Raw genomic sequence first — 23,194 nt, 5'->3', positions numbered from 1 at the left:
CGGATGGACAAATTATTCATAATATTTATGACGCAACGATATCATAATTTACAAACTTTACAGTAAATTGAAAAGATTCGCCGGCGCTCTTGAATCTGCAAAAAGTGCGGCGATAATATATAATAATACGGCAGCAGCAACTAAACCATCAACTCTATCCATAAAACCACCATGGCCAGGGAGTAGGTTGCTTGAATCTTTAACACCAAAATACCGCTTAACCCAAGATTCACCTATGTCACCAGCTTGTGAAGCAATTGAAAGGATAAGCGCCAATAAAGGTACCCAGAAATCTGTTGGCGCGATATTGATTACTAGTGAATTTTTAATCAATAGCAGCACAACTAATACACCACCTGCAACACCTATAGCTGCGCCACCAACTGCACCAGACCACGTTTTATTGGGGGAAAACCTTGGGGCAAGTTTTGGCCCTCCAAGTGCACGTCCGTTGAAATAGGCCGCAATATCTGTGCCCCATACAATTGCAAATAGGAAAATAATTGCACCAAACCCCATTTGCTCATCGCCGCGCAATAATGTGAGTGCAAGAGCGGGGACTAGACCATATAAGAAGCCACCCGCAACCCAGCCTGCGTTTTGCCATGACGCAAAAGCTAAAATTATTGCAAATAATATTGTTGCTGAAAAGATATATGAAATATCAAATTTAAACAGAACGAGGATAAAAATTATGCTATAAAATAACCAGCCCAACATCGTTGTTAAATTGTTTTGCTTCACCTTGCTAATTGTCTGCCATTCATACAGCACTGCAAAGCCAATTACAAAAGCAAAAACAGAGAACCAAACGCCCCCCAAAAAGGTAACTACAAGCGTTATAAGTGCGAAGATTATAGCCGTAATTATTCGGGTCTGTAAATTAGACATTAAACATCACCGCATAACACAAATTGAGTTTGCATATTACTTATGCCCCTTCTTTATCCTCGGCATATAATCCTAATGTTTTTCTCCTCATAGAAGAAATTAGAACATTATCATTGGATAGATTATCGATTGAGTTCTTCAACTTATATCTTCTTTATCCAATTTCAATCAAGGGATCAAATCATTTTGTAAAACGGCACCAAATCTACGATCGCGTTTTTGATAGTTTTCTATCGCTGCATCAAAATCTGCGCTGGAAAAATCTGGCCAAAAACACGGCACAAAACTTAATTCCGTATAAGCTGCTTGCCAAAGCAAAAAGTTGGATAAGCGCATCTCGCCGCTTGTGCGAATAATAAGATCTGGATCAGGCATAAAAAAAGTATCAAGACGCGATGTAATGAGTTCTTCAGTTATTTCTTCAATCTGTACTATATTTTTCTTCACTTGCTCTGCTAGCTTTTTTACAGCGCGTGTAATCTCATTGCGACTACCATAATTAAATGCAACAACGAAATTCAAACCATTATTTGCGGCTGTCGTTTTTTCTGCCTCTTCTAATAGAGACAATATATCGGCGGTCAGCCCGTCACGATCTCCTATAATCCGAACGCGTACGTTATTAGCCTTTAGCTTATTGATATCGCTACGGATAAAATATTTTAAAAGAGAAAGAAGATGACTCACTTCATCTTTGGGGCGTGACCAATTTTCAGATGAAAATGCAAAAAATGTTAACCATTTTATACCAATCTTGTCACCGTGATCGACAATTTTACGAAGAGTCTCTGCGCCAGCCTTATGGCCTGCTACGCGCGGAAGCTTCCTTTCCTTGGCCCACCGACCGTTTCCATCCATTATAATAGCTATATGTTTGGGACTTGGCACGGTATAACCTTTTTGTAAATATACAGATGTAAGAATTTGAATATTTTAGATTTTATAAGAAATAAAATAGTAAGGGCAGGTGAATAATACTCCAATCAGACTGTTTTTAATACATTTAGGTGTAAGCCGAAATAAAAACAGTGACCGATATTGAGCATACTAAAATTATAATATGAAAATTCAATAGTCGAACAATTATTAAAACCATATTATCATTAAAATTAAAGCCGTGGTGCAAGCCTATCCTTTAACTTGACCACCGCTTAAATTTTAAAACTTATAATATCCACCCATTAAAATAGTATAATAAGTTAAAGTTAATAACTTAAACTTGCATAATTTCAGCTTCCTTAGTCGCTAAAATCTTATCAATCTCTGAGATGGTATCATCGGTCATTTTTTGGACGCGTTCCGATAAAGAGCGAGTGTCATCTTGACCAATAGTGCCATCTTTTTCTGCTTTTTTTAATGCATCCATACCATCGCGGCGCACATGACGGCTGGCTACTTTAGCTTGTTCGGCATACTGATGGGCAATCTTTACCAATTCACGACGACGCTCTTCGTTGAGCTCAGGTAAGGGAATGCGAAGGTTTGTCCCATCAGTAATTGGATTAAGACCAAGACCAGAGTCGCGGATTGCACGCTCTACTGCACCAACCATGGTTTTGTCCCAAACAGATACTGACAGCATACGTGGTTCAGGCACAGAAATATTTGCCACCTGATTAATTGGAACAGCTGAACCGTAAGCAACAACAGTAATAGGTTCCAAGAGGCTGGAAGATGCACGACCAGTTCGCAAGCCTCCTAGCTCGTGTTTAAAAGAAGATACGGCGCCTTCCATACGGCGCTTAAGGTCGTCAATATTTATAGCGTCACTCATTTTACTCTCCTTAAATTTCCAGGCTAGATGTTTTAAACTTCATCCGAAACTAACGTATATTGACCTTCTCCACGGAGTACATCAGCAAGACCGCCCCGATTGTGAATTGAGTAAACAATAATCGGAATATTATTTTCGCGGGCTAAAGCAACCGCTGTCGTATCCATAACAGATAGACCGCGCTGCAAAACTTCATCATGGGTTAAATGATCAAAACGAGTTGCATTTGGATCTAGCTTGGGATCTGCGGTATAAATACCATTAACTTGCGTACCCTTTAAAAGCACATCGGCACCAATTTCTGCTGCGCGAAGTGCGGCAGCGGTGTCGGTTGTGAAGAATGGATTACCAGTACCACCAGCAAAAATCACAACCTTACCTAAGTTAAGGTAAGCCATAGCCTTACGCTGTGAAAAGCTTTCAGAAATCTGAGGCATAGCAATAGCCGAAAGCACAACAGCATCAACACCAATTTTTGTCAGAGATGTTCGCAAGGCTAAAGAATTGATTGCTGTTGCAAGCATCCCCATGTGGTCGCCAGTTACGCGATCACCACCACGTGACGCAACAGCGACACCGCGGAAGATATTTCCACCGCCGATAACAATAGCAACTTCCACTCCTAGATCGCGAGCATCTTTTATGTCTGCTGCGATTCTATCCGCTACAGATACATCAATACCGAAACTCTGCCCCCCCATTAATGCCTCGCCCGATGCCTTTAGCAAAATCCGTTTATATTGGGGGCTATGTGTCATATCAAAATTCTCCAGCATATAATTTTTGCTGTCGATACACCAACAATGTTGATTTGTCACCAATCAACATGCAAAATAGACCATTTTGATGTATTAGACCTTGGTTTTTCCACCTTAACTCGGTTGTATCACATTATATATCACTAGCAATCAACTTCTATGATTACCACAAATATGCTTCTGGATTATTTCTATTTTTCTATCGAAACAGTAGATCAAAACCTTATACAAATAAGGTTTTGATATCTGTCTGTCTTTTAGTCTCTAGCTATAATAAGAGAGCGCCATATTAAATAAAGGGCTTATAAAATGCGCCCTTCAGCTGCTGCCTTTTCAGCTTCTATTTGGTCGGCGCTTTTAGGGCTTGTATCAACTACGGAACGAACGGAGCCGTTGCTGTTAATCACACATCGTGCATCGCGCAAATCTACCTTCAAAGTTAAAACTGTCGATCCATCTTGTGCCTTTGCAGAATCAAGCGCTTTAATCACTTTGGTGGGTAAATAGTATTTATTCGCTGCGGCATTGATGCAGGCTTGTGCGGCTGGCGTAGTTAATGAAGCTTTTGGTGTAAAAGGCTTTATGATTTTGCCAGATCCGTCATTAGTGTTGGTTACGCAGCCACCCAAAATACCAAATGAAAAAATTGCAGCCCCAAAGGTCAATAGGCGCGTTACATTATACATTTTAAAAACCCTGTTTCGAAATAGCCTTTTGAAAGGCTCATCATAAATAATGGTGCAATTTAAATAATCTTATCATGCAAATCAATGTGATTGTCAGATTTTCCTATTATCAGTCGCAACAAAATATCTTTATCCCGCTAAATTGCAATTAAAATTTGAATGCCAAAGGTATTTTTTTCGGTAAGACTTTAAATGCCTTTAGCCCTCAAGCTAAATTTGCTTGCGATTGGAAATTTAAGCATCTTGCATCATGAGCTAGCTTAATTGTCGAATTATTATTCACCGTAACATTTATTTTTTCTAATATATTTGCATGAAAATTGATTCAAGTCATTTTGTTGATTGATTTTTATTTGTATAGAATTGATCAAAGGTAACTCAAAAGTTTCGCTCGATTGCATGTAAATGTGGTTTGGTTGGTATTTCTTGGAATATCTCGAACAATAAAATCAAGTTTTATTTTTTGTTTGAAGTTTTCAATTTGTTAATTTTATTTAAATTTAAGTATAAAAATTTTTTATATTTACCGTTATATAGTTTAGATATACAGCACTTTTAGTATTTTTAATTATTTTTAGTTTTTTATTTAAAAAATTTAATTTTTTTTAGATTTTTACTTGTCTATAAATTAAAATAGTTCTACAACTTACAGCATAGTAAATTTACTTTTGTCTATTTCTATTTATGCAGAGTTGAGAAGAGGGAGGTTCTTAACCCGGCTTCAATGTCGTAAAGAAGGACGCCCAAAACATGAAAAAGCTTACCCGCTGGCTTTTAGCCCTTATTATATTAGGGGTTATCGGCTTTTTTGTCCTAACATCACCAATAACATGGTCACTTACCCATCCTACTCGCGATGTTGCGGATGAATCATCGCCAGATTTAGAAAATGGGCGTGTTGTTTTTGTTGCAAGCGATTGCGCTACATGCCACGCTACACCAAATCAAGAAAATCATTTAAAATTGGGCGGTGGACGTGCACTAGACACCGAATTCGGTCGCTTTTATATGCCGAATATTTCGCCCGATAAAAAAGATGGTATCGGCAATTGGACACTTGCCCAATTTACCAAAGCTGTTCGTGAAGGTGTTGGCCCAAATGGTATAATGCCAGATGGACAAAATTTATATCCAGCATTTCCTTACACTTCATATCAACGGCTCACCGCTAATGATGTGCGTGATATGTTTGCTTACATACAGTCTTTAGAACCAGTGGCCGGACAAGCTCCTGGTCACGAGTTAAAATTTCCATTCACTATGCGCCGTGGTGTCGGTGTATGGCGGCTTGCATTTCTTGACGGTCAGCCTTTAGCACCTGAAAAAAATACAGCTTCAGATAAGGCTGATGCAATATTAATTGAACGCGGTCGTTATCTTGTTGAAGGTGCAGGGCATTGCGCCGAATGCCATTCGACTCGTAATTTTATGGGTGTAATTAAAAGTGACTTACGCTATGGTGGTGGACCAACTCCGGATGGCAAGGGACATTTTCCCAATATAAGCCAAGATGAGACAGGTATTAAATTCTGGCCTGAGAATTCCATTGTCAGCTACTTGAAAACTGGAAAAAGCCCCATCAATAAGATTGCTGGTGGAGATATGGCCGAAGTTATCGAAAATACAAAACAACTTCCAGATGCTGATTTGCGGGCTATGGCAGCCTATTTAAAAACCATTCCAGGTGTTGATCTTCCAGCTCCAGGGCAACCAGAGCCTAACCGCACACCGCAAATTGTTATGCTAAAGCAAACTTCAAAGGTAAATGCAGTTCTGCCAACCTCGTCAGACAATGAAGTTGCCCAGGCTGATATTTTATATACGGTCAATACCAAGCCATTTTATTTAGACGAAAATGGTAGTGGTGATGAAGATGGAAAGCTACTTGCAACAGCTAAGCTTACAGTGGTGGACCGTAAAGGTGATAAGATTAAAGTTCGCCTTGATGGTTGGCAAATGGATGGTGCGCCGTCAGTAGTTTATGCGCTAAAGGGCCAACGCATTATGTATGCCGTCTTAGGTGATAAAGCCATAGCAGCTTATAGTCGCGGTGCAGCTGATATTGACGCAGAAACTAACCAGACTTGGTATCCCGTAAACTTGGAATTATGGACAACCAATCAGGGGCTAAATACATCACTTTCTAATATGTGGGCTTATTCATCTGATATGTTTAATTCTAGTTGTGGTGTATGTCATGCGCTACCACAAGCGGATCATCTTTTGGCAAACCAATGGATTGGTAATTTGAACGCGATGAAGCGTTACACATCACTGACACCCGATCAATATCGTTTGTTACTTGGCTATTTGCAAAATCATTCTAAAGATGTCAACGAAAGTGGGAGCACCCATTAATGACTGCTTTGCTAACCGAAAATGGTTGTCATAATAGCGAAGAGGCAAAAGCACAAGAATGTTTGGTGGGGGCTGCAATCTTGGATTGGTTTTCTAATCTGTTAATTGCCCCTCCAGATATAAAGCTTTTGGCTGAATATCAAACCAATGCTCTTTCAGAATTTCTGGAGGAGCTAGGTCTCAGTCTTAATGCAACTAAACTAACTGGCTCTTTAACCAAATGTTTGCAATCTAATTCGCCTGAAGCTTTACAGGGCTTACTTTCAAGGCAATATGTTGCACTATTTGATGGTTTTGCTGGTCCCAATACCGTTCCTCCTTATGAAAGCTATTATAAGGATGCCCAAGGCCGTCTATTTCAACAGCCTTATGTTGAAATGCTAAATATATTGGGTGCCTTGGACGTGTCCGTTGCGTCTAACTGTAAAGAGCCAGCGGATCATTTAGCTTTGGAACTTGCTGCATTAGCTGAAGCACTACGGCAACAAAATAGTCCTTTTATCGTAAATCTGGTCGATCGCCTTATGAGTTGGGTTCCAGCGATGGGCGATGCTGTAGGAGAAAAGGCTAATGCAAGCTTTTATGCTGAACTATTGGCATTGCTGGTAGTCTATTTATCTTCATTAAACAGCCATTTACAGGCTGAAAATATAGTAATACATTAGGAGAATGCCATGTCATTCGACAATAAAAATGTTACAAAAACTTCATTGAACCGTCGTTCATTTTTAAAAAGTGCGGCAGTGCTTGCAATGTTAAGCACAACAAGTGGTGCATTGTTTACGCGTGGGGCTTTAGCACAAGCTGCAAACAAACTCACAATGTCTGCAAGCCATTGGGGTGTCTTTCGCGGTCAAGTTGAAAATGGTCGGTTGATAGAAGTAATCCCTTGGGAAAAGGATCCCCATCCAACCCCGATGTTACAAGGTATGATGGATTCGATTTATTCGCCCTCACGGATTAAATACCCCATGGTACGTCGTGCTTGGCTAGAGCAGGGGCCCGGCGCTGATCCAGCAGGACGAGGGACAGGTGATTTTGTTCGCGTTAGTTGGGATAAAGCTTTAGATTTGGTTGCGGCGGAGTTAAAACGCGTTCGTGAAAAATATGGCCCTACCAGTATTTTTGGCGGTTCATATGGCTGGAAAAGCGTTGGGAAGTTCCATAACTGCCGTACATTATTGCGTCGTATGCTTAAATTAACAGGTGGTTTTGTTAATTCTCTTGGTGATTACTCTACGGGAGCCGCGCAAGTGATTATGCCACATGTCGTTGGTTCGCTAGAGGTATATGAACAATGCACATCTTGGGATGTTGTAAAAGAAAATACTAAAACCATTGTGTTTTGGGGCTGTAATCCAGTCAACACTAATCAGATTGGTTGGCTTGTACCAGATCATGGTGGTTTTGTTGGTTTGGAAGAGGTTAAGAAAGCTGGTATTAGGGTTATTTGTATTGATCCTATCAAAACAGAAACTTGCCAGTTTTTAGAAGGTGAGTGGCTCGCACCGCGTCCGCAAACCGATGTTGCTATGATGCTTGGTATCGCCCACACCCTTTACGCTGAAAAGCTGCATGATGAAGCCTTTTTAAAAAAATATACCGTTGGTTTTGAACAATTTTTGGAATATTTAATTGGTAAAACTGATGGCACTGCGAAAACCGCAGAATGGGCTGAAGAAATTTGCGGTATTGATGCTGCAACTATCAAAGATTTAGCACGCGACTTTGCCAAGAATCGTACGATGATTGCTGCGGGTTGGTCAATTCAACGTCAACACCATGGCGAGCAAGCTCACTGGATGTTAGTCACCTTGTGTTCCATGTTAGGTCAAATTGGTCTGCCTGGCGGAGGTTTCGGCTTTAGTTATCACTATTGTAGTGCCGGTACTCCAACTGCAACCGGTCCAATCCTTAGCGGTATTACTGATGGTCCTGCGGCACCTTTAACTGAATTGCCCCCAGGATGCGCCCCCGGGGCAACCAATTCGGCTTGCCAACCAAAGTCGAATGCTATTCCTGTTTGTCGTGTTGTCGAATCCCTGCTTAATCCAGGTAAAACAATTAAATATAACGGTTCTGATATTGTTTTACCCGAATTGCATATGATTTATTGGGCGGGTGGCAATCCATTTTCTCACCAACAAGATCGCAATGAAATGGTTGAGGCTTGGAAGAAACTTGATACTTTTGTTGTTCAAGATTTTCAATGGACCGCATCAGCTCGTCACGCAGATATTGTTTTGCCCGTGACAACATCCTATGAGCGCAATGATATAGAGCAGATGGGCGATTATGGCCTTAGCCATATTGTTCCGATGAAAAAACTTGTAGAACCCATGTATGAGGCTCGCGCAGATTTTGATGTCCTTGCAGATATTTGCGAGCGATTAGGTAAGCGTCAGGAATTTACTGAGGGCTTAACAGAAATGGAGTGGATTCGTAACTTTTATGAAGCAGCTCGCATTGAATCTCGTGCCAAAGGTATGGAAATGCCGATTTTTGATGTGTTTTGGGAAAGTGATGAAGCTCTTGGTTTCCCAATTAAAGACGCTCAAAAACAATTTGTTCGTTATGGAGCATTCCGTGAAGACCCATTGTTAAATGCCTTGGGTACACCGTCTGGTAAAATTGAAATTTTTTCTCTTAATATTGAAAAAATGCAATATGATGATTGTCCTCCCCATCCAACATGGATGGAGCCAATTGAGCGTTTGGATGGGCCTACAACCAAATATCCGCTTCATATTGCTTCTAATCATCCGATTTATCGTCTCCACTCGCAATTATGTGGCACCAAACTGCGTGATGAATATGCGGTTGGTGGACGTGAGCCTTGTTGGATTAATCCCAAGGATGCAGCTGAGCGTGGTTTGAAAGATGGCGATATTGCTCGCGCTTTCAATGATCGCGGCCAAATTCTTGTTGGCATTAAAATTACCGATGTTATTCGCCCTGGTGTCATCCGGATCAATGAGGGAGGGTGGTATGATCCAGCAAATCCACGTGAGGCAAAAACCCTTTGTCGTTACGGTGATGTTAATAATTTGACGACTGGTATTGCTACATCAAAATTGGCTCAAGCTAATTGCGGGCAAACGGCAGTTGTTGAAATTGAGAAATTTCATGGTGAAATTCCGGCAGTCGATGTCTTTGTTGAGCCTAGAAAAGCAAGCTAAACGATAAAAATAGTTAAAAAAATAGGGGCATTGATTTTTATTTGAAAATCAATGCCCTTATTTAATAAGTATAAAATTCAATACTGCAAATATTTTAAGCTACACAAGACTTGATTGCGAAAAATTGGTTTATTTAATTTTTCTTATGGAAGAAGGGGCACGTTAACGTGCATGATTAAATAAATCAAAGTTCGATTATGCTTTAAATAATATTTGATAATACAAGTTTAATTATCTTTGATTATTTACGTGATGAAAATTAATTCATGTAGCTCTTAATTTCCATACTGTGATGATTGAAATAAACAATAATCAAAAAAGCTTTGAGAAAAATAATAGCTTACCCTTGTATCAAAAACATAATTGGGCTTTATTGAACTTTAAATGATTCATAGACAGTAAAATATTAGCTGATATTATATGTCTACTTTTTATGATTGTAGCGGTTTAGGGTTAAACTCATATCCACACTGACGTAGCATAGTCCATTTGCGCTATTTGGCAAAAGGTCCAAGGGAGAAAAAAATGACTACTACCATTCGTCCGCTAATTGCAGGCAATTGGAAAATGCATGGCACAAGCGAATCGCTCTCTGAGTTGCGAGCTATCGCTGTTGGTTTAAGTTCTGATCTGGGTAGTGGCTTTGATGCATTGATTTGTGTTCCAGCAACACTTATTTCTAGAGCCCATGACATTTTGTCGGGTGAGGTATTATCTTTAGGTGGGCAAGACTGTCATACGCTAGATACTGGTGCATATACGGGGGATGTCTCCGCGCCGATGATTAAGGATGCAGGTGCGTCTTTTGTAATTGTTGGCCATTCGGAGCGGCGCCAATATCACCATGAAAGTGATGAAATTGTCCGCAAAAAAACGGAAGCTGCTCACCGTGCTAATTTGGTGGCGGTGGTTTGCGTAGGTGAAAAGTTAGAAGAGCGCGAAAATGGTACTGCACTTTCAGTAGTTGAAGGCCAATTAGCTGGTTCACTACCTGATAAAATTAGCGATAACGATACGATTGTCGCCTATGAGCCAGTTTGGGCAATTGGTACTGGTAAAATACCAACTATTGCTGACGTTGAAGAAATGCATGGCTTTATCCGCAATGTTTTAGTAAAGCGCTATGGCGAAAATGCCAATCAAATACGCATCCTTTATGGCGGCTCAGTGAAGCCTGACAATGCGGCGACTTTGCTAGCTGTTGATAATGTTAATGGCGCGCTTGTCGGCGGCGCTAGTTTAAAAGCTGGTGATTTTCTTGCAATTTGCAATGCTGGACGAAAGTGATAGGCTGTTATTAGCTATCTTTTAACAACGTTAATCCAAGAAACTTATCAAGTTTTTTGATATTTTTCTTGGATTATTGTTGTTTTGCGTGTACACACTGCAAGATATGTATTTGGGATACTGATAGTATTCCTATTCTCGTTATAATAATTAAAGCCGCCTCCCAAATTATAGTGAGGCAAACTTGCATGAAAGACAGGACCAATGCAGACAGTTGTCATCGTTATCCACCTTCTGATTGTTATTGCCCTTGTTGGGGTTATATTGATCCAACGTTCTGAGGGCGGTGGTCTTGGTATAGGTGGTGGTTCTGGTTTTATGACCGCACGTGGCACAAAAAATGCCTTAACCCGCTTTACTGCAATTCTTGCTGGGTGTTTCTTTTTAACGTCCATCATCTTAACAGTATTACAGTCGGTATCCAATCATACTCCCACATCAATTCTTGACAATGTTCCTCCAGCTAGCAGTGCTCCCACTCCAGTCGCTCCAACAAATAATGGCGTGCCTACAGGTATTGATGCACCAGCTACAGTTGCACCACTCAATACACCGTCATCTTCGTCAGAAGTACCAACCAATTAGTTTTAAAAATTATGATGAATGTAAAAGCCCTTGTTTTCTAGCAGGGGCTTTTTTATTTGCTGATTGCTATTTAGCTTAAAATATGGCTCAATATGGCTTGAGCAGCTGTGAGGTCACTTGTAAAAGTGCAAGTTAAATTTATATATAAAGAGTTACTATCATTTATAATCATCAAGATTGAATTGGGAATGTTTTTTAATAAAAGCTTTGTCCAATTTAAAACACAAACATCGCTAGGCGAAAAAGATTATCCTTGGAAAAAGAAACAGTTATTGAACATAAATTAGTAGATCATCAACCCATAGCTATGCGCAGTCTTGTTGTTGTGCCGGTGGTAAAAGAAGATCGACTAACGGAAAATATGCCCAGTCGCAGTATATCTGCACGGGTTGAAGAAGCTTTGGGGCTTGCGCGAGCCATTGATCTTGATGTAGTGGTGCAGCAGACTGTTACGCTAAGTCAGGTTAAACCTGCAACGCTGCTTGGCAGTGGTAAGGTGGTTGAGTTTGGCGAAATTATAGCAGACAATGAAATAGGCTTGGCAATTGTTGATTATAGTTTGACGCCTGTTCAGCAACGCAACCTTGAAAAAGCTTGGAATTGTAAAGTTATCGATCGTACTGGTCTTATTCTTGAAATTTTTGGTGAACGCGCGCGCACTCGTGAAGGAACGCTACAGGTTGAACTTGCCCACTTAAATTATCAAAAGGGGCGTCTTGTTCGCAGTTGGACTCACTTGGAGCGACAGCGCGGCGGTGGCGGCTTTTTGGGTGGGCCAGGTGAAACCCAGATCGAAGCTGATAGACGTTTATTACAGGATAAAATTACACGTTTAAAGCGTGATCTTGAAAAAGTGGTCAAGACACGCGAATTGCATCGTGCCAAACGTAAAAAGACACCTCATCCAGTCGTTGCACTGGTTGGTTACACCAATGCGGGTAAATCAACATTGTTTAATCGCATTACTGGTGCTGATGTTTTGGCTAAGGATATGCTATTTGCAACGCTTGATCCAACATTGCGGCGCATAAAGTTTCCGCATGGTGATACGGTTATTTTATCCGATACGGTGGGCTTTATTTCTAATTTGCCAACCCATTTGGTGGCGGCATTTAGGGCAACTCTGGAAGAGGTGATTGAAGCTGATATTATTCTTCATGTCCGCGATATGTCTGATCCAGATAATGCTATCCACCGCCAAGATGTCTTGGATATTCTTAAAGGTCTTGGTGTTGAGGTTGATGACCCTAAACGCATGATTGAAGTTTGGAATAAGGTTGATAGGCTTGAGGTTGCGGCTCAAGAACAGTTGCAGCAAACAGCCCAAACGGCAATTTTACCTAGCATTCCACTATCAGCAATTGATGGTACTGGTATTGATGAGCTGACCACGCTTATTGAACAGCGCATATCCGGCAAAATAGAGCACATTAGTTTGCATTTAAATTCAAATGAATTGGTGCTGTTGGATTGGCTTTATCGCAATGGGCGCAACCAACAACGTAAAGATCTTGAAGATGGTAGCGTTGAAATTAGCGTCGATTTGTCAAATTCCGCGCATGAGGCATTCAAAATAAGACGAGAAAGACTTAACGTCAGTTAAGCCCTAGCACATAGAGCATTGTCAAATGAGTTGGTGACATGCTCTATTCTAGCTCTAAAGATAAATGGTTTTATAATAAAGCTAAAGCAAGCCAAGCTCGGCAAGTTCATGGCGCAGTTCTATAGGTAGTTCCGCTAGGCTATTGGCTGTTAAATCTTGCGGTGCATCTTTATCATCAAGATAACGCCAACCTTGGAAGGCGCGTCTTGGTTGCCATTGTGTCTCAATGATTTTAGGCTCTAAAACCAAGTCACATCTTTTAATTCCGTCAACATCAACAAATTCATGGATATCAATAAGTCTTTGCCGGCATTGAACATTATTTTTAATAACCCAATAAAGTGAGCCGCCGTCAAGAAGCTCGTCTTTGCGCTTGGGGATCATCCGTGTGGTATGGGTTTGTTTTGCTTCTTTTCCCAAAGAACGCTTTTCATCCATTCTAAAGTCAATCCAAGCCTGTAAATCCTCAATTGAAGAAGCGCCAACACATAATTTTACAAGATTAATTCCCATGGGAGCACTATATACCCTAATTCTATTGCTTGGTTAAGCCGTGGCAATTATATAGGCGTAAGTCCTATTTAATTCAACCCGCCTAATTTTTAAAAAAGTCAATTAAAACTTACTCTTAAGCTCAATAGCGGTGAAAAGAAGTTTTTCATAATCCTCTTGCGGAATTTCGATAGCCCCCATACTCACCAAATGATCGGTTAAAAACTGAGTGTCCAATAATTGAAAGCCATGGGTTTGCAGTAAGTTAACTAAAGCAACTAAACATGCTTTGGAAGCATTGTCCGTGCGTGAAAACATACTTTCACCAAAAAATGCGCCGCCAAGCGAAATTCCATATAGTCCACCTACCAACTTTTCATCACGCCAAGCTTCAACCGTATGGCAAAAACCATTTAAAAAAAGTGTATGGCATGCATCGCGTATAGATTGATTTATCCATGTATTTTCGCGGCCTTTCGTGGCCTCGGCACAACCATTTATCACGCCAAAGAAATCTGTATCAAATCGAATTTCAAAAGGATTTTTACGCAAAAATTTCGCAAGGCTGCGTGAAATATGTAAGGAGTTAAGAGGGATAATACCACGCATTTTAGGTTTTACCCAAAAAATATCGGGATCATCTGCGTCATCAGACATTGGAAAAATGCCTTGAGCATAGGCGTTAAGCAAGTCTTCGGGATCAATCTTATAATAATCCATGATTATACCACTTAACCTATAAATACGGCATTTAAGTATAGCGTATTTACGAATAGAACCTGATAAAAACAAAATTAGAGCAATTGATAGTTACGACTATGCAAATTGCTCTAATTATTTTGCTTGATATAAAACTAATTATTTAGCTGGATTTTTATTTGCTAAATATTTTTCTAGCCAATGAATATCATAGTCACCTTTGGCAATATCGTCATTCTTAATGAGGTCCATAAACAAAGGTAGTGTGGTCTTTACACCATCGACGACAAATTCATCCAACGCACGGCGCAAACGCATCATACATTCTTTACGATTGCGACCATGAACGATAAGTTTACCGATTAAGCTATCATAATAAGGTGGAATGCGATAACCCGTATAGGCTCCCGAATCAACACGAATGCCCAAGCCACCAGGAGTATGAAAATGGGTGATTAAACCTGGTGATGGCGTAAAGTTATGCGGATCCTCAGCATTAATACGGCATTCAATCGCATGACCAGAAAAACGAACCTCATCTTGGGTAACTGATAAACCATTGCCTGATGCAACGCGAATTTGTTCATGCACAAGGTCTATACCGGTGATAGCTTCAGTAACCGGATGCTCAACTTGTAGGCGTGTATTCATTTCAATGAAATAGAATTCACCATTTTCATAGAGAAACTCGATGGTGCCAGCACCGCGATAGCCAAGACCAGCACAGGCTTTGGCAACGATATTACCAATTTTTTGGCGAGCTTCATCATCTAAAGCGGGTGAGGTTGCTTCTTCCCAAACCTTTTGATGGCGTCGTTGTAACGAACAATCACGTTCACCAAGGTGAATTGCATTTCCTGCGCCATCGCCCATAACCTGAACTTCAATATGGCGCGGCTTTTCAAGATATTTTTCAATGTAAACCGCGTCATCACCAAAAGCTGCACCTGCCTCGGTGCGTGCTGTTGAAAGAGCAATTGATAGCTCATCAGCGTTGCGTGCAACCTTCATGCCGCGCCCACCACCGCCAGCAGATGCCTTGATGATAACCGGGAAGCCAATTTCGTGGGCAATGCGCATGGCTTCTGCATCTTCTGTTACAGCACCATCAGAGCCAGGAACTACTGGAATACCAAGGCGTTTTGCGGTCTTTTTAGCTTCAATCTTATCACCCATAATACGAATATGGGCCGAAGTAGGGCCAATAAAAGTAATTGCATGAGCTTCAAGAATTTCAGCAAATTTGGCGTTTTCAGATAAAAAGCCATAGCCTGGATGAATAGCATCCGCACCGGTTATTTCACATGCTGCAACGATTTGATGCATGTTAAGATAGCTGTCGCGTGAAGGAGCAGGCCCAATACAGACACTTTCATCCGCGAGACGGACATGCATAGCATCAGCGTCGGCAGTTGAATGGACTGCTACGGTTTTTATATCAAGCTCTTTACAGGCCCTTAGAACGCGAAGTGCAATTTCGCCACGATTTGCTATAAGGATTTTCGTGATCATTACTATACGCCTGTTTATTCAACAACAACTAAAGGCTCACCAAATTCAACTGGTTGTGCATCTTCAACCAAAATTGCTTTTACTGTTCCAGCGCGTGGTGATGAAATAGGATTCATGGTTTTCATTGCTTCAACAATGAGCAAAGTTTGTCCTTCGCTAACTTGTTGACCAACTTCAACAAATGTGCGCGCGCCTGGGGCAGGGGAAAGATAAGCCGTGCCAACCATTGGAGAGGGAACCGCGTTTTTGCTTACCGTTTCGACAGTTGGTGCGGCTGCAACTTGTGGCGCTACCATATTAGGAACGCCTGCTGGGGCTGCATAAACCGGTTGTGCTGCAATGCCACCGCCAATAGTTCTTGAAACACGAATGCGTAAATCATCCTGCTCAAGTTCAATATCTGAAAGATTGGTATCATTCAAAATTTCAGCCAAATCACGAATTAGATCTGTGTTAAAGCCGGTCTTTTTATCTGTTGTCATTTTTATCTAAGCTCCTTGCGATAGGGACTGTATAATTTAGTTCCCTACCATGCCTTTTGGCAGCAATGTATAATTCGCCTTATAGAGGGAATTGATGACAAGAAAAAGCAAAAATTCTACTTTTTCTTATCGTTTTATCCATATTCTCTGTTTTCGCGTAAAATATGCGTTCTATAAACACTGTAATAGCTATTTTATGGATTTTTCGTCAATAGGCAAAGTCGAATAATTCCTTTTGCTCTATTTTTATATTAGTTTGGACTGTATCACTAATTTATAGAAAACATGGATCAACAAGGCATGAGATATTCATATATATTATAGATTATTATATAGGTAATTCATTGCTTATTGTTAAATATAAGCCATGAATTTTAGTTCGCAAAATTCATGGCTTACCTCAATACTCACTTATCCCTTGTTTGCTTCAGCTCTAATTCCTGAAACTACCGATTCTAAGGTATCCTTATCAGTGGCGCCCGTAATCATCTGCGTGCCAATGACAAAGCAAGGCGTAAAATTAATGCCTAGTTGTGCTGCAATCTCACCATTTTTAATAAGTGTTTCTGCAGGCATTGCACCGCTAGCTATTGACTTAATTTCGGTAACATCGGCACCTAAAGATTTAGCAACTTCGAGCGCACTCTCTTCTGTTGCCTTAGCATCGAGTGTCATCATTTTTAGATGAAATTCTTGATATTTATCAGGATATTTTTGCCGCATCACTTGCGCAACAAGGTGTGCTTGGACAGAATCATTACCCAAAATTGGTAGATCCTTCATTACAAAGCGGATATTTTTATCTTGCTTTAAAAGCTTTTCAACTTCCTCAAATGAGCGCTTGCAGTAGCCACAATTATAATCATAAAATTCAACAATGGTCACATCACCATTAGGATTACCTAAAACAATGTCATCTGCTGACTTAAAAATTTGTTCGAAATTGCTATTAATGATTTGCGCTGTCACTTCAGGCGCGCGCTCTTTTGCGTTACCTGATTGTTGCTCAATTAAGGCTTGCTGAACTTCCAACATTATTTCTGGATTTTCAATGAGATATTTTTTTACAACACTACGGATATGATCATCATCTAAGTTACTAGCAGATAATTTATCGCGTAAATGGCTTAAAAATAACGGATCAGAAAGAATTTCTTTCTTCACTGTAGCAAGATCCGATTTTTGTAAAGCATTTTGTGCCATAGCAGGAGATAAGCTGGAAAATGCAAGGGAGGCAATAAGACCAAGACTTAAAATTCCCTTTAGTTTCAATTGCTTTAGTGCCTTATTCATAATTTATTCAATCCCCTGTAATACGGATTTGTATTTAATTAAGCGGTATTTATTGCAATGAATTTTAGTCTTAAAAGCTAACAATCTGCAATGTTTGTTATTGTAACATCTATTTTGAACTATAATTAAATAGAGCAAAACCTATTGCTGTTACAAGTAAAAACTATTTGTCTTTATCTTTGCGATTTTCTGTTGTGGTTAAAATATCTTGGGCACGTAACCATTCTGCTGAGTTCGGTTTAAGACTACGCTGTGCACGAACTGCGAAGATTCTTGCTTGCTTATACTCGCTACCATAATAATACATGTCGGCTGTTGCAAGATCAGCCAGTCCAGTTTGCCCTTGCCTGCCATAGGCCTGCGCTAAAACACCGTATCCAGAGGCAAAAGATGGCTCATTCCGCAATCCAGATTTGATCTCGCTTATTGCAAGAGTGAGATTGCTCGGTTTATTGGTAGCAAGTAGTGCACGTCCATAATTGATACGCAACAGGCTAGAACGACTTTTATCAAGGGAACTTGCACGCTTATAGGCTTCAGCCGCTCCTTGTGCATCATTGGCACGCAATAGTGCATCCCCTAATAATTCTTGAAAATAGGCATTTTGTGGCTGTTCTTTCAATAATGCTTTTGCTTTTGTCACGCCGTCTTGTGGACGCGCATTGGCAACTGCGATAATTGTATCGCCGTAGCGAGCCGGTAATGAGCGAGGATTAGCAGCAAACATACGTCGTAATTCTGACGTACGTCCCATATTGCCAGCTATTTTTGCCCTCGCCATGTCATGGCGAAGCTGTAACTCTGCTGGATCTTTCTTTTCAAAATATGGGCTTTGCTTAGCTAGTGTTTGGATAGCTGCGATGCGCTCTGGTGGCAATGGGTGACTACTACGATAAGGATCGATCCGTGATCCAGATAGATTAAGTGATCGGCCTAATCGGTCAAAAGTAGTAAGCATGCCTTTCGCAGATTGCTGTGTCTTATTAAGATAATTAATTGCAGAGCGATCTGCAGCACTTTCTTCACCCCGTTGATAGGCCATAAGAGTGCGCATTGCTACATCACTACTGCCCATAGCAATTGCACCACCAGCAGCGCCGGCATCACTATTTCCAGTTGAACTTCCAGCAACGCCGGCACCAATACCAACGAGCATACCAATTACGGCCATAGTCTGCGCGCGTTTCATTTGTTCACGTAGTCGATGCTGGTGACCACCGGCGAGATGGCCGATCTCATGCGCTATAACCCCGATGATTTCATTCGGTGTTTCTGACTGCATGAGGGCACCGACATTAACAAATATGCGTACGCCATCAACAAATGCATTAAAACTCATATCGTTAACCAGAATTACTTCAACATCTGGACGAAGACCCGCCGCCTTTAATAATGGGCGGGCATAATCACGCACCAATGCTTCAATTTCAGCATCTCGAACCAATGAGATACTACGCCCTTGCGCTGATGCATTGGTAGAAAAATTGCTTAAAACCAATGCTATGGCTATAAAGGTTTTTAGTAATTTTTTAGAATCGAAATATTGAAAATAATTGCTGTTTCCTGCTAGATATAAGATCGCACGCAACTTGTGCCAAAGCTTATATTGACTGTTCTTTGCTGTATTCATAAATTGGAAAACCTCATAAAAACAGCTCGATATAAAATTCACTCTTTATCAAAGCTGATAGTTTTTACACTTTTAATTTACTTTATTAATAAAAGTCATATTAATCAGGCGATTATAGGGCAATATTATTAAGTGAAGCAATAAAGAATTGCTTTAGCGATGCATGCTTGATAATTGCAATCCTAGATCATAAAGTCGATCAATCATTATTATATAAATAGTGCTAATCTATTAAATTATAATTATGTTAAGCATTTAAAAGCTGGAGAATAAAATTGCGGTTTCTTTCAGAACGCGGAGATGTTGAACCATTTTACGCAATGGATATCTTAGCGGCTGCCAATAAACTCAAAGGGCAGGGCAATGATGTTATTTCGTTAGCAGTTGGCCAACCTTCCGCGCCGGCACCTAAAGCAGTATTGGAAGCTGCCAATGCTGCATTGATAGATGGTCATATTGGCTATACTGATTCATTAGGGCTTAGATCCTTACGGCAGGCGATAGCTGATTATTATAATTCCCATCACGGAGTTAATATAAGTTTTGAACGTATTGCAATTACGACTGGGTCGTCAGCAGCATTTAATTTAGCATTTTTAAGCTATTTTGATGTTGGGGATAATGTTGCAATTACACGACCAGGATATCCAGCTTATCGTAACATTATGAAGGCGCTGGGAATCAATGTTATCGAAATTGAAGTCGATAAGAATAATGGTGGCGTATTAACCGCTGATGCTTTGCTGGAGGCCCATAAAAAGACCCCTTTAAAAGCAGTATTATTTGCATCACCCGCCAATCCTACGGGTGCCTCTCTAAATGCAGACCAGTTAAAACAAATTGTGACCGCAGCTGCAGACCATAATATCCATATTATCTCAGATGAAATCTACCACCGCTTAAACTATTCAGGTCCAGACATTACAGCTCTATCATTTAGTGATAATGTGACCATTATTAATTCATTTTCCAAATATTATTGCATGACGGGTTGGCGTATAGGCTGGATGGTTTTGCCCCAATATGCGGTACGTTCGATTGAAAGAATTGCACAAAGCCTATATATTTCTGCACCAGAACTATCTCAAAAAGCTGCTATTGCAGCATTTGGTGTAACAAAAGAGCTTGAAGATGTTAAAGCTCAATATCAAATAAGTCGCAATCTGCTTGGAAACCGTTTACCGCATTTAGGTTTAAATCTTCTGGCTCCATTAGATGGTGCATTTTACGCCTATTGTGATTGTTCACAATATACCAATAACAGTATGATTTTTGCTAAAAAAATATTAGCTGAAACATTAGTTGCTGTTACCCCAGGGCAGGATTTCGATCCAATTATGGGGCATAAGGCTTTACGTTTTTCTTATGCTGGAGATCCTAAGCGCGTAGCTATTGCATTAGACCGTATTGAGGCATTTTTGCACCGATAACATATCAGAAGTTTAAAGCCCTGGTGGCTTTTACTTATAATAAAGCCAAATCCAATTTATAAAATAAAAATGGATTTGGCTTTATATTAAAAGGCTAAAATGACATTCCTATAAATAAGTGACATAAACCAAATTTACCCAGTAAACTAAAAAAAATGAATTAAAACAGGCTTAAGACTTTATATCATATTCTTCAATTTCAATATTATTTCTGTTCTGGTTGATCTAGCTCGTTCTTCAACCTACGATCAAATTCATCTTCATCAGTCATTTGTGAAGCAGTTTTTGAAGCTGTAGTGTCAATAATCTGCTCATTGCGACTGGGCTTGTCTAGAATATGCTGCGGTTCAAGGAGCTGTAATGAAAATTTTTGCAAATTTACATTTTTATTTTTAACATTATCCTTGCTTGCTTGCAGTTTATCATTCGATATCTGACCATTGTCAGTCGCAATATTATTTTGGGAGCGAGGCAGAGGTTTTCTACTTTCAGTGTCAGTATCAGTATTTACTGAAGTTGGCTTTTTGCTTTCAGTCGCCTTTGCCATTGTTGAAGATTGAGATAATTTGGTTGCATTATCTAATGCGGCGTCCAAACCTGAAACTTTCTTTAGCTGGCTATCCACAGACGTAACAGCAGCATTGCGGGGTTTTGCCATAAGTGGCGGGCGTAACATTCCTTGCGGAACACTGCGTTGCGCTATAGGACGTTCTTGTGAGGATCTTGCTTTGTCTGTTGGCAAAAAGCCTTGCATCGGTGAGTTTTCAGCTTGTCCTCTATTTACAGGATTTGTGCTACCGATATTGCTAGCTGCGTTACCAGAAGTATTTTTAGGCTGGGTGGCATTTTTGCTCGTATTTTTATCAAAATTCTTTTCGTCTTGCTCTAAAGGTTTAACTGATGGCGTATCTACTGCGGAAACGTGTGCCCCTGTCACGCCTTTATGTTCTTGAATTTTTTCTTCAGATACTTGCTCATTTTTGTTTGTAGAAACCGTTGTTTCCACGTTGTTTAATGAAGCGGGTGTCGCAAACCTTTGTTGAATGTTGCGACTATCATCATTATTGGAGGATAATTTACTTTTATCGCTAGCTGTAGTGCCTTTATTAATTGGCGCGTTGCTAATAGTTGCATTAAAGTTGACATTACTACCGCGAAATACCCCTGCAGCTTTCATTACTTTGTAAGGATTGATTGGCTTTGGAGTACCAAAGGGATTGTCTTGGTTCTTTTGATGAGAAGTTTCACCGCGTAAAAATTGTTTCGATGGCTGCTCTTTGACCTCATGACCTGTTGGTCGCTTTAAACCGCTGCGCAATGATGTATATCCAGAAGCTACTGGATCTGACTGAGTAGAATCACTTACCTTCTTAAAGCTAGTCTGTTCACTATTATTTGCATCTTTGATGGCTTTGTCAGTTGAAGCGGACTTAAATGATGCAATGCTTGTGTTAACTTCATTAGTTGCGACGACTGTATTGCTTAGCTTATTTTTGATGGGAGCACTATCGTCATTTTTTTCTTGAGGTGCAAATGACTGTTCTGCGTCTGCTTCGAATTTTCGTTCTTGCAGTTCATCACTTTGGATTTTTTCGTCATAAGCTGTTTTATCTGCAGCTTCAAAATTTACTTCATCACCTTGGCTATCATGTGAATGAATTGATGGCGTTTCCTCATCGAAGACAGTTTCCTCTGCCTCCCAATTATCATTTTCTTCATTGAGTTTAGGTGATGCTATTTCTTCTATAGAGGTTGGATCATTTCTTGATGAACTTAGCGCATCAACCTTGCTATCTTGATTAGTCGCAACATCGATGGCTGTGTTCGAATCAGATTGTGATGCTTTTGCAACTTCTAGTTTGGGCGAGGTATAGCTACTCACACCGCTTATGCCGTCATTAGGAGTATTGGATTGCAGTTTTTCAATATTGCTCTCTATATTTGAATTAATATTATCAAATCCAGAAAGTTTTTGTTTTTCCTGTTTCTGGCCAGAAGATTGCCCAGGTGCACCAGCAGTTACTGACATATTGGCACTAGATGTTGAGGCAGGGAAAATATCTGACATCACCTGATTTGGCTCATCTCCAAGGTTGTCAAAACTTAAAATTTCGGAGGAATTGTCGGATGGCAATGAAAATTTTGATATATTTGTTTCAATAACAAGATCTATTGGCCCACCAATAAGAATCAAATGCTCCACATTATCTCTTTTTATAAGAACAAGTCGGCGTTTACTATCAATAGGCGCAGCATCACGAACAGATAAACGAGCTTCACGATTTTTGCCACCCACAACATAGGTACCTCTTGTGAAGCGCTTTATAATCATAATTATTAACCATAAAACTATAATAGCAGCAACAAATAACGCTATATAGCTGACAATATTGGCAGCCTCAGCGCCTATCTGTGTAGTCAGCCAAGCATTCATGTCCATTCTCCGTTCCTAAAGTCGCGGGTCCCCTGATGATTAAATATCAACACCCGTTAAAGAAAATAAATTTATTAATGGTTTTGACATATTAAAGGAAA

19 protein-coding genes are annotated in these 23,194 nt (G+C 40.2%); 7 read left to right on the top strand and 12 right to left on the bottom strand.

The window, feature by feature from the left end:
* Positions 1 to 57 precede the first annotated feature (57 nt).
* The 5 genes from N6A79_RS06495 to N6A79_RS06475 form a co-directional block, all read right to left on the bottom strand.
* On the bottom strand, positions 58 to 891 hold the full coding sequence (locus tag N6A79_RS06495) for a phosphatidate cytidylyltransferase (RefSeq protein ID WP_268547432.1): 834 nt from the start codon (positions 889 to 891) through the stop codon (positions 58 to 60).
* A 168-nt stretch (positions 892 to 1,059) separates the two neighbouring features.
* Entirely contained in the window at positions 1,060 to 1,779 is a 720-nt protein-coding gene (locus N6A79_RS06490; RefSeq protein WP_268547431.1) for an isoprenyl transferase, read from the bottom strand.
* A 325-nt stretch (positions 1,780 to 2,104) separates the two neighbouring features.
* Positions 2,105 to 2,665: a ribosome recycling factor gene (gene frr, locus N6A79_RS06485; RefSeq protein ID WP_182419395.1), complete on the bottom strand. Its 561-nt coding sequence runs from the start codon at positions 2,663 to 2,665 to the stop codon at positions 2,105 to 2,107.
* Positions 2,666 to 2,697: 32 nt separating this feature from the next.
* Positions 2,698 to 3,423 carry a UMP kinase gene (gene pyrH, locus N6A79_RS06480; protein WP_182419394.1) on the bottom strand — a complete coding sequence of 242 codons (726 nt, stop codon included), beginning with the start codon at positions 3,421 to 3,423 and terminating at the stop codon, positions 2,698 to 2,700.
* 302 nt (positions 3,424 to 3,725) lie between these two features.
* Positions 3,726 to 4,109 (bottom strand): hypothetical protein, encoded by a 384-nt coding sequence (locus N6A79_RS06475; RefSeq protein ID WP_182419393.1) that lies wholly within the window; start codon positions 4,107 to 4,109, stop codon positions 3,726 to 3,728.
* Positions 4,110 to 4,859: 750 nt separating this feature from the next.
* Here N6A79_RS06475 and N6A79_RS15845 point away from each other — a divergent pair.
* The 6 genes from N6A79_RS15845 to hflX all read left to right on the top strand — a co-directional run bounded on the left by N6A79_RS15845 (position 4,860) and on the right by hflX (position 13,121).
* Positions 4,860 to 6,467, top strand: coding sequence for a c-type cytochrome (locus N6A79_RS15845; RefSeq protein ID WP_182419392.1), 1,608 nt, complete (start codon positions 4,860 to 4,862; stop codon positions 6,465 to 6,467).
* The gene (locus N6A79_RS06465) at positions 6,467 to 7,132 is read left to right on the top strand and encodes a TorD/DmsD family molecular chaperone (protein WP_182419391.1); all 666 of its coding nucleotides are present in this window, start codon (positions 6,467 to 6,469) and stop codon (positions 7,130 to 7,132) included. Before N6A79_RS15845 ends, N6A79_RS06465 begins: the two co-directional genes overlap by 1 nt.
* Before the next feature lie 9 nt (positions 7,133 to 7,141).
* Positions 7,142 to 9,646 (top strand): trimethylamine-N-oxide reductase TorA, encoded by a 2,505-nt coding sequence (gene torA / locus N6A79_RS06460; RefSeq protein ID WP_268547430.1) that lies wholly within the window; start codon positions 7,142 to 7,144, stop codon positions 9,644 to 9,646.
* Positions 9,647 to 10,171: 525 nt separating this feature from the next.
* A complete protein-coding gene (gene tpiA, locus N6A79_RS06455; RefSeq protein WP_268547429.1) occupies positions 10,172 to 10,933 on the top strand; it encodes a triose-phosphate isomerase in 762 nt (253 codons plus the stop codon).
* Between the two features lie 204 nt (positions 10,934 to 11,137).
* Complete coding sequence (secG, locus tag N6A79_RS06450) at positions 11,138 to 11,518, top strand: preprotein translocase subunit SecG (RefSeq protein WP_182419388.1); 381 nt, start codon at positions 11,138 to 11,140, stop codon at positions 11,516 to 11,518.
* Positions 11,519 to 11,825: 307 nt separating this feature from the next.
* Positions 11,826 to 13,121, top strand: a complete 1,296-nt coding sequence (hflX, locus tag N6A79_RS06445; RefSeq protein WP_268547553.1) for a GTPase HflX — start codon at positions 11,826 to 11,828, stop codon at positions 13,119 to 13,121.
* Positions 13,122 to 13,202: 81 nt separating this feature from the next.
* Here hflX and N6A79_RS06440 read toward each other — a convergent pair whose 3' ends face one another.
* The 6 genes from N6A79_RS06440 to N6A79_RS06415 all read right to left on the bottom strand — a co-directional run bounded on the left by N6A79_RS06440 (position 13,203) and on the right by N6A79_RS06415 (position 19,229).
* Positions 13,203 to 13,634, bottom strand: coding sequence for a DUF1489 family protein (locus N6A79_RS06440; protein WP_268547428.1), 432 nt, complete (start codon positions 13,632 to 13,634; stop codon positions 13,203 to 13,205).
* A gap of 102 nt (positions 13,635 to 13,736) precedes the next feature.
* Positions 13,737 to 14,333 (bottom strand): leucyl/phenylalanyl-tRNA--protein transferase, encoded by a 597-nt coding sequence (gene aat, locus N6A79_RS06435; protein ID WP_268547427.1) that lies wholly within the window; start codon positions 14,331 to 14,333, stop codon positions 13,737 to 13,739.
* Between the two features lie 138 nt (positions 14,334 to 14,471).
* Positions 14,472 to 15,824 (bottom strand): acetyl-CoA carboxylase biotin carboxylase subunit, encoded by a 1,353-nt coding sequence (gene accC, locus N6A79_RS06430; RefSeq protein ID WP_268547426.1) that lies wholly within the window; start codon positions 15,822 to 15,824, stop codon positions 14,472 to 14,474.
* 14 nt (positions 15,825 to 15,838) lie between these two features.
* The gene (gene accB / locus N6A79_RS06425) at positions 15,839 to 16,306 is read right to left on the bottom strand and encodes an acetyl-CoA carboxylase biotin carboxyl carrier protein (RefSeq protein ID WP_268547425.1); all 468 of its coding nucleotides are present in this window, start codon (positions 16,304 to 16,306) and stop codon (positions 15,839 to 15,841) included.
* A gap of 411 nt (positions 16,307 to 16,717) precedes the next feature.
* Positions 16,718 to 17,599: a DsbA family protein gene (locus tag N6A79_RS06420; RefSeq protein WP_268547424.1), complete on the bottom strand. Its 882-nt coding sequence runs from the start codon at positions 17,597 to 17,599 to the stop codon at positions 16,718 to 16,720.
* Positions 17,600 to 17,762: 163 nt separating this feature from the next.
* The gene (locus N6A79_RS06415; RefSeq protein WP_262080381.1) at positions 17,763 to 19,229 is read right to left on the bottom strand and encodes a M48 family metalloprotease; all 1,467 of its coding nucleotides are present in this window, start codon (positions 19,227 to 19,229) and stop codon (positions 17,763 to 17,765) included.
* A 275-nt stretch (positions 19,230 to 19,504) separates the two neighbouring features.
* Here N6A79_RS06415 and N6A79_RS06410 point away from each other — a divergent pair, with 275 nt between their 5' ends.
* Positions 19,505 to 20,659: a pyridoxal phosphate-dependent aminotransferase gene (locus N6A79_RS06410; protein ID WP_268547423.1), complete on the top strand. Its 1,155-nt coding sequence runs from the start codon at positions 19,505 to 19,507 to the stop codon at positions 20,657 to 20,659.
* A 205-nt stretch (positions 20,660 to 20,864) separates the two neighbouring features.
* Here N6A79_RS06410 and N6A79_RS06405 read toward each other — a convergent pair whose 3' ends face one another.
* Positions 20,865 to 23,099: a flagellar biosynthetic protein FliO gene (locus tag N6A79_RS06405; RefSeq protein ID WP_268547422.1), complete on the bottom strand. Its 2,235-nt coding sequence runs from the start codon at positions 23,097 to 23,099 to the stop codon at positions 20,865 to 20,867.
* Positions 23,100 to 23,194: the final 95 nt, after the last annotated feature.

The organism is Bartonella sp. HY761, from assembly GCF_026743145.1.
Classification (GTDB): domain Bacteria; phylum Pseudomonadota; class Alphaproteobacteria; order Rhizobiales; family Rhizobiaceae; genus HY038.
Note: the sequence above shows the minus strand (reverse complement) of the source record. Positions and strands in the feature narration are given on the sequence as shown.

Bases quoted from the DNA above. Each gene is read 5' to 3' on its own strand.
- N6A79_RS06495 (WP_268547432.1), bottom strand. From the start codon at position 891: ATGTCTAATTTACAGACCCGAATAATTACGGCTATAATCTTCGCACTT.
- frr (WP_182419395.1), bottom strand. From the start codon at position 2,665: ATGAGTGACGCTATAAATATTGACGACCTTAAGCGCCGTATGGAAGGC.
- pyrH (WP_182419394.1), bottom strand. From the start codon at position 3,423: ATGACACATAGCCCCCAATATAAACGGATTTTGCTAAAGGCATCGGGC.
- N6A79_RS06475 (WP_182419393.1), bottom strand. From the start codon at position 4,109: ATGTATAATGTAACGCGCCTATTGACCTTTGGGGCTGCAATTTTTTCA.
- N6A79_RS15845 (WP_182419392.1), top strand. From the start codon at position 4,860: ATGAAAAAGCTTACCCGCTGGCTTTTAGCCCTTATTATATTAGGGGTT.
- N6A79_RS06465 (WP_182419391.1), top strand. From the start codon at position 6,467: ATGACTGCTTTGCTAACCGAAAATGGTTGTCATAATAGCGAAGAGGCA.
- torA (WP_268547430.1), top strand. From the start codon at position 7,142: ATGTCATTCGACAATAAAAATGTTACAAAAACTTCATTGAACCGTCGT.
- tpiA (WP_268547429.1), top strand. From the start codon at position 10,172: ATGACTACTACCATTCGTCCGCTAATTGCAGGCAATTGGAAAATGCAT.
- secG (WP_182419388.1), top strand. From the start codon at position 11,138: ATGCAGACAGTTGTCATCGTTATCCACCTTCTGATTGTTATTGCCCTT.
- hflX (WP_268547553.1), top strand. From the start codon at position 11,826: ATGCGCAGTCTTGTTGTTGTGCCGGTGGTAAAAGAAGATCGACTAACG.
- N6A79_RS06440 (WP_268547428.1), bottom strand. From the start codon at position 13,634: ATGGGAATTAATCTTGTAAAATTATGTGTTGGCGCTTCTTCAATTGAG.
- aat (WP_268547427.1), bottom strand. From the start codon at position 14,333: ATGGATTATTATAAGATTGATCCCGAAGACTTGCTTAACGCCTATGCT.
- accC (WP_268547426.1), bottom strand. From the start codon at position 15,824: ATGATCACGAAAATCCTTATAGCAAATCGTGGCGAAATTGCACTTCGC.
- accB (WP_268547425.1), bottom strand. From the start codon at position 16,306: ATGACAACAGATAAAAAGACCGGCTTTAACACAGATCTAATTCGTGAT.
- N6A79_RS06420 (WP_268547424.1), bottom strand. From the start codon at position 17,599: ATGAATAAGGCACTAAAGCAATTGAAACTAAAGGGAATTTTAAGTCTT.
- N6A79_RS06415 (WP_262080381.1), bottom strand. From the start codon at position 19,229: ATGAATACAGCAAAGAACAGTCAATATAAGCTTTGGCACAAGTTGCGT.
- N6A79_RS06405 (WP_268547422.1), bottom strand. From the start codon at position 23,099: ATGGACATGAATGCTTGGCTGACTACACAGATAGGCGCTGAGGCTGCC.